The organism is Sphingomonas bacterium (assembly GCF_903643065.1).
Taxonomy (GTDB): Bacteria; Pseudomonadota; Alphaproteobacteria; order Sphingomonadales; family Sphingomonadaceae; genus Sphingomonas.
In genome coordinates this window covers 1-4,821 of the sequence record NZ_CAHJWX010000212.1, presented here as the reverse complement: position 1 = coordinate 4,821, position 4,821 = coordinate 1, and the positions used below count along the sequence as shown (strand labels likewise).

Here is a 4,821-nt window from a genome sequence, read left to right as displayed (position 1 = left end):
CCGGGGTGGCGCGCGGGCTGGGGCTGACCGCGCTGATCGCCGGGACGAACGACCTGGCGGCCGAACTGCGCTGCCGACCGGGGGCGGAGCGGACGCCGCTGCTGCCGGTGCTGAGCCAGATCGTGGTGGCGGCGCGGGCGGCGAGCGCGGTGGCCCTGGACGGGGTGATGAACGCGCTGGGCGATCCGGCGCGGCTGGTGGCGGAGTGCGCGCAGGGCGCCGCGATGGGGTTCGACGGCAAGACGCTGATCCATCCCGGGCAGATCGAGGCGGCCAACCGGGCGTTCGGGCCGGACGACGCGGCGATCGAACGGGCGCGGCGGATCGTCGCCGCCTTTGCCGGGGCGCCGGACCGGGGGGCGATCCGGCTGGACGGGGAGATGGTGGAGCGGCTCCACCTGGCGGCGGCGGAGCGGGTGTTGCGGGTGGTTTCTCTCGCCTCTTCAGGGGAGAAAGCGTTGAGCGTAGCTAAAGCTGGAGAGGGGCAGTAACCTCGCCGGTCAGCCCCTCTCCCTTCCGCCGCTTGCAGCGGCTCCCTCCCTCTCCCCTGAAAGGGAGAGGGAAGGAGGTTACATCGCCGCCAGTTCGGTGATGTGGTGCTGGACGACGGGGACGATCTTGATCGCCGCCGCCTTGAGCGGGGGAACCGAGCCCTTGTCGGCATAGCCCTGCTGCACGACCAGCGCCATCTGGTGCGACTTCTTCTGCTGGGCGATGTACAGCGTGTCGCGCGCGGGGCCGCGCGCCGCCTTGAGCTTGGCGATGTTGGCCGCGCCCATCGCATCGAGATGGGGCGGGCCGACCTTGACGTGGCCGGCGGTCGCCGCCGCCTTGACGTCGGCGGTGGACTGGTCGTGGTCCTTGACCATCTGCGTCGCGAAGGCACGCAGCTTGGCGTTCGTGGAGGTGGCGAGGACCAGCTTGCTGGACTGGATCTCGTACTGATCGCTGGCGCCGGCCTTGGCGACATACTGGCCGCCGGTGATGGGGGCGGCCACCGCCACCGACGGGGTGCTGAGCAGCGCCGCGGCAAGAAGCAATTGGATCATGATATGGTCCTTACTGGTTCTTCTCGGCGGAGCCGGGCTCGGCCATCGACCGGTGCTGCTCGGCGAGCACGGAATTGGGCGTGACGTTGGCGAGCGTGGTCTGGACCTTGTTCTTCCAGCCCGACGCGACCGCCGCCTTGCCCGCCATCAGCGCGTCCCAGCCATGCTGGGCGGTGTCGGCGGGGTCTTCTTTCTTGGGATCGGTGCCGACCTGCGTGTCCATCATGTCGCCGCGCTTGAAGAACTCGGTTTCCGTCGGCCCGGGCATCAGGTTGGTGATGACGACGCCGTCCTGGTCCTTGAGCTCGTTCTGAATCGCGGCGACGAAGCTGTCCACGAACGCCTTGGTGCCGTTGTACACCGCCTGGAACGAGCCGGGGATGTAGCCGGCGACCGAGCCCGTCACGAGCACCTTGCCGTCGTTGCGCGCGGCCATGGGCGCCAGCACCTTCTGAAGCAGATAGACCGTCCCGGTGATGTTGGTGTTGACGACGTGGCGCCACTCCGCCGGATCCTGATCGAGGAACGCGCGGCCCAGGCCGTGGCCGGCATTGGCGCAGAGCAGGTCGACCTGGCGGCCGTTCGCCGCCGAGAGCAGCCGATCGACGCCCTCGAAATTGCTGAGGTCGACCTCCAGCGTCTCGACCTGGCCGCCATGCGCCTTCAGCTCGCCCTCGGCGGTGGCGAAGCTGGTGTCGGCGGCGAGCAACAGGTCATAGCCGTTCTGCGCGGCGAGCTTGGCCAGCTCCAGGCCGATGCCGGACGAGGCGCCGGTGACGATCGCGAACTTGTTGGGCATGGTGGTTCTCCTTTCAGAAGGGGCGACGCGGCAAAGCCGCGTCGTCGGTCCTCGGCAGGCCGAGGCCGGCCGGCATTCGCGGTCTCGGCGCCAGCTCCGCTGCCGCCGTGCCGCTCATGACGGATTTAACACGATCTTGGTGTACTCATTCTGCCGGTCGTGGAACATCTTGTACCCCGTCGGCGCCTCTTCGAGCGGCATGTGGTGCGAGATCAGGAACTCGGTGTCGATCTTGCCCTCCATGATCGCGTTCAACAGCGCGGGCATGTAGTGCTGGACGTGGGTCTGGCCGGTCTTGAGCGTCAGGCCCTTTTCCATGAACGCGCCGAGCGGGAACTTGTCGACGAAGCCGCCGTACACCGCCGGCATCGACACGCGGCCGCCCTTGCGACAGGCGATGATCGCCTGGCGGATCGAGTGGGGGCGATCGGTGCCGAGGAAGGTCGATTTCTTGATCTGGTCGATGACGTTGTCGACGAAGAAGCCGTGCGCCTCCAGCCCGACCGAGTCGATCACCGCGTCCGGCCCGACGCCGCCGGTCATCTCCATCAGCGCGTCATAGACCGCGCTTTCCTTGAAGTTGACGACCTCGGCGCCGAACCGCTTGGCCAGTTCCAGCCGCTTGGGGAAGTGATCGATGGCGATGACGCGCGCGGCGCCCATCAGGAAGGCGGACTGGACCGCGAACAGGCCGACCGGGCCGCAGCCCCAGACCGCCACCGTGTCGCCCGGCTCGATTTGCGCATATTCCGCCGCCTGCCAGCCGGTGGGCAGGATGTCGGACAGGAACAGCACCTTATCGTCGGACACGCCGTCCGGGATCACGATCGGACCGACGTCGCTGAACGGGACGCGGACATATTCCGCCTGGCCGCCCGAATAGCCGCCGGTCATGTGGCTATAGCCGAACAGGCCGGACATGGGCTGGCCGTACAACTCCTGCGCGATGTCCTGATTGTCGGCGGGCAGGCCGTTGTCGCAGGCCGAATATTGGTGCTTGCCGCAATGGTAGCAGCTGCCGCACGCGATGGTGAACGGCACCACGACGCGCTGGCCCTTCTTCAGCGTCGACTTCGCGCCGACCTCGACCACCTCGCCCATGAACTCGTGGCCGAGCACGTCGCCGGCCTGCATGGTGGGGATGAAGCCGTCATAGAGATGGAGGTCCGACCCGCAGATCGCGGTGGACGTCACCTTGATGATGCAGTCGCGCGGGTTGACGATCTCCGGATCGGCGACGGTGTCGATCCGGACATCATGCTTGCCGTGCCAGGCTAGGGCTTTCATTCGTGGGTCTTCCCTTGGGCATGGAGAACGGTGTTGCGCGCGGCGGTGGCGATCTCGCCGGTTTCCAGCAGCTGCTTGAGCCGCCGGAGATTGCGGCGCGCGAGGATGGCGGGATCGTGCTGGAACAGCTTGGCGACGAACTGGCCGACGGCGCCGCCGACCGGATCGTAGCTCATCGTCAGCGTCACCACCGTGCCGCGACCGGCGACCTCCTCGAAGGTCGCACGACCCGAATTGGCATGGCTGGTGCCGACCGCTTGCCAGGCGAGGACCTTTTCCGGCTCGTCCTCGGTGATCTCCGCGTCCCATTCGACATTGCCGTGCCCGGTGCCGTGCGCCACCCAATGCGGACGCTGGGGATCGCTGGTGTCGACGCTGACGACGCCTTCCATATAGGTCGGCGCGGTCGACAGGTCGCGGTAATAGGCCCAGACCTCGCTCGCCGGGCGGTTGATGGTCACGGCGCGGCCGACCGTCTGGCTGCCGGCAGCGTCGCCGAACAGCGCCTGCGCCTCGGCCGCCGTACCCTTCTTGCCCGTGCCGACCGGCGCGTCGTCGTGTCTGGTGTCGCTCACTCGGGTCCTCCGTGATGCGCGTTCAAACCGCTGGCCGGCGGGGGATGTTCCGGCAAAGCGACGGTTTTTGATCGACTTGCGCGAGATCAAGCCGGCCCGGAACCGGGCGGCGGGGCGGCCGTTGGCGGGAGGAACGCAGGAGAGCCGAGATGGACGAGCAACCGACGGACGACCCGATCAAGCCGACCGACGCGACCGATCGCCCCAACCTGTCGACCGAGCACCAGCGCGGCGGCGACGCGCGCCGGCCGAGCGACCGGCTGGACAAGGACCAGCCGCCGTCGGAGGAGACGATCCCGCGCAAGTCGTCGCTGACCTGAGCGGGCCGGCGGCGACGGCGGTCACGCCGGCAGGGGCGGCTCCGTCGGCAGCGTCTTGCCGGTCTGTTCGTCCAGGCCGACCGCGACCCAGGCGTCCAGCAACGCCGCGCCGGCGACAAAGGCGAGCGCGCCCCAGGCGAGCCGGTTGCGGGGGCTGTTGCGCACGGCGGCGGCGGTGGCGACGATATCCATCACGTCGCCCGCCACCCGGTTCCACATTCCCGTCGCGACGGCGGGCGCGGCGAGCAGGTTGACGCCGGCGAGCAGCTCGCGCGCGCCAAAGCCCTTGACCAGGCCCTCATGGCCCTGTGCGTCGAGCCCGGCGGCGATCCGTCTCGCGCCGAACAGCTCGGCGGCGCCCAGCGCGAGGCTGAACACGCCGAGGCCGAGGCTGAGTTTCTTATAGTCCATGGGATGCGCCTTTCGGATGGCCAGTGCCTCGACGTCGCTCGGCACGAACGGAGGGGTTCGGTCGGCGTGATCATGGAGGATCGCTCGACGCCAACGCAGGAATCGTCACGACGGTAGCGAAGTGCCCGCGTCGACCAGCGTCGGCTGCGGGCCGGTGGCGGGGCGGAGCGCCTCGCGTTCGGCGTCGGTCATCGGCGCGTCGATGTCGGGGCGAAAGGCGAGCGGCGCGCGCCCTTCACCACCGGGGCCGGGCTCGGCATCTGCGACCAAATCGGGGGCGGCGTGGCCATCGGCGGGCGGGACCTCTGGCGAGCGGAACTGGGCGACGTTGGGCGTCGGGCCCTGTTCGGCGTCGGGCGCGGCGGTCGCGGGCTCGGGCG

7 protein-coding genes and 1 pseudogene are annotated in these 4,821 nt (G+C 69.1%); 2 read left to right on the top strand and 6 right to left on the bottom strand.

Going from position 1 to position 4,821, the window contains the following annotated elements:
• The coding region (locus HUU95_RS08605) for an HpcH/HpaI aldolase/citrate lyase family protein (RefSeq protein ID WP_254602699.1) at positions 1–491 on the top strand (491 nt) is incomplete at its 5' end.
• A 78-nt stretch (positions 492–569) separates the two neighbouring features.
• Here the strand turns inward: HUU95_RS08605 and HUU95_RS08600 are convergent.
• The 4 genes from HUU95_RS08600 to HUU95_RS08585 form a co-directional block, all read right to left on the bottom strand.
• Complete coding sequence (locus tag HUU95_RS08600) at positions 570–1,049, bottom strand: DUF4142 domain-containing protein (protein ID WP_174279741.1); 480 nt, start codon at positions 1,047–1,049, stop codon at positions 570–572.
• 10 nt (positions 1,050–1,059) lie between these two features.
• A complete protein-coding gene (locus HUU95_RS08595) occupies positions 1,060–1,848 on the bottom strand; it encodes an SDR family NAD(P)-dependent oxidoreductase (protein WP_174279740.1) in 789 nt (262 codons plus the stop codon).
• A gap of 114 nt (positions 1,849–1,962) precedes the next feature.
• Positions 1,963–3,135, bottom strand: a complete 1,173-nt coding sequence (locus HUU95_RS08590; protein ID WP_174279739.1) for a zinc-dependent alcohol dehydrogenase — start codon at positions 3,133–3,135, stop codon at positions 1,963–1,965.
• Complete coding sequence (locus tag HUU95_RS08585) at positions 3,132–3,710, bottom strand: SRPBCC family protein (protein ID WP_174279738.1); 579 nt, start codon at positions 3,708–3,710, stop codon at positions 3,132–3,134. The genes HUU95_RS08590 and HUU95_RS08585 overlap by 4 nt, the downstream gene beginning before the upstream one ends.
• A gap of 149 nt (positions 3,711–3,859) precedes the next feature.
• Here HUU95_RS08585 and HUU95_RS08580 point away from each other — a divergent pair, with 149 nt between their 5' ends.
• Positions 3,860–4,030, top strand: a complete 171-nt coding sequence (locus HUU95_RS08580; protein WP_174279737.1) for a hypothetical protein — start codon at positions 3,860–3,862, stop codon at positions 4,028–4,030.
• A 21-nt stretch (positions 4,031–4,051) separates the two neighbouring features.
• Here HUU95_RS08580 and HUU95_RS08575 read toward each other — a convergent pair whose 3' ends face one another.
• Together HUU95_RS08575 and HUU95_RS08570 are read right to left on the bottom strand one after the other, a co-directional pair.
• The gene (locus HUU95_RS08575; protein ID WP_174279736.1) at positions 4,052–4,441 is read right to left on the bottom strand and encodes a hypothetical protein; all 390 of its coding nucleotides are present in this window, start codon (positions 4,439–4,441) and stop codon (positions 4,052–4,054) included.
• A 105-nt stretch (positions 4,442–4,546) separates the two neighbouring features.
• Positions 4,547–4,821, bottom strand: a pseudogene (locus tag HUU95_RS08570) (hypothetical protein); the annotation flags it as partial.

Excerpts from the sequence above, each read along its gene's own strand:
- HUU95_RS08595 (WP_174279740.1), bottom strand. The coding sequence starts at position 1,848 with ATGCCCAACAAGTTCGCGATCGTCACCGGCGCCTCGTCCGGCATCGGC.
- HUU95_RS08600 (WP_174279741.1), bottom strand. The coding sequence starts at position 1,049 with ATGATCCAATTGCTTCTTGCCGCGGCGCTGCTCAGCACCCCGTCGGTG.
- HUU95_RS08575 (WP_174279736.1), bottom strand. The coding sequence starts at position 4,441 with ATGGACTATAAGAAACTCAGCCTCGGCCTCGGCGTGTTCAGCCTCGCG.
- HUU95_RS08590 (WP_174279739.1), bottom strand. The coding sequence starts at position 3,135 with ATGAAAGCCCTAGCCTGGCACGGCAAGCATGATGTCCGGATCGACACC.
- HUU95_RS08580 (WP_174279737.1), top strand. The coding sequence starts at position 3,860 with ATGGACGAGCAACCGACGGACGACCCGATCAAGCCGACCGACGCGACC.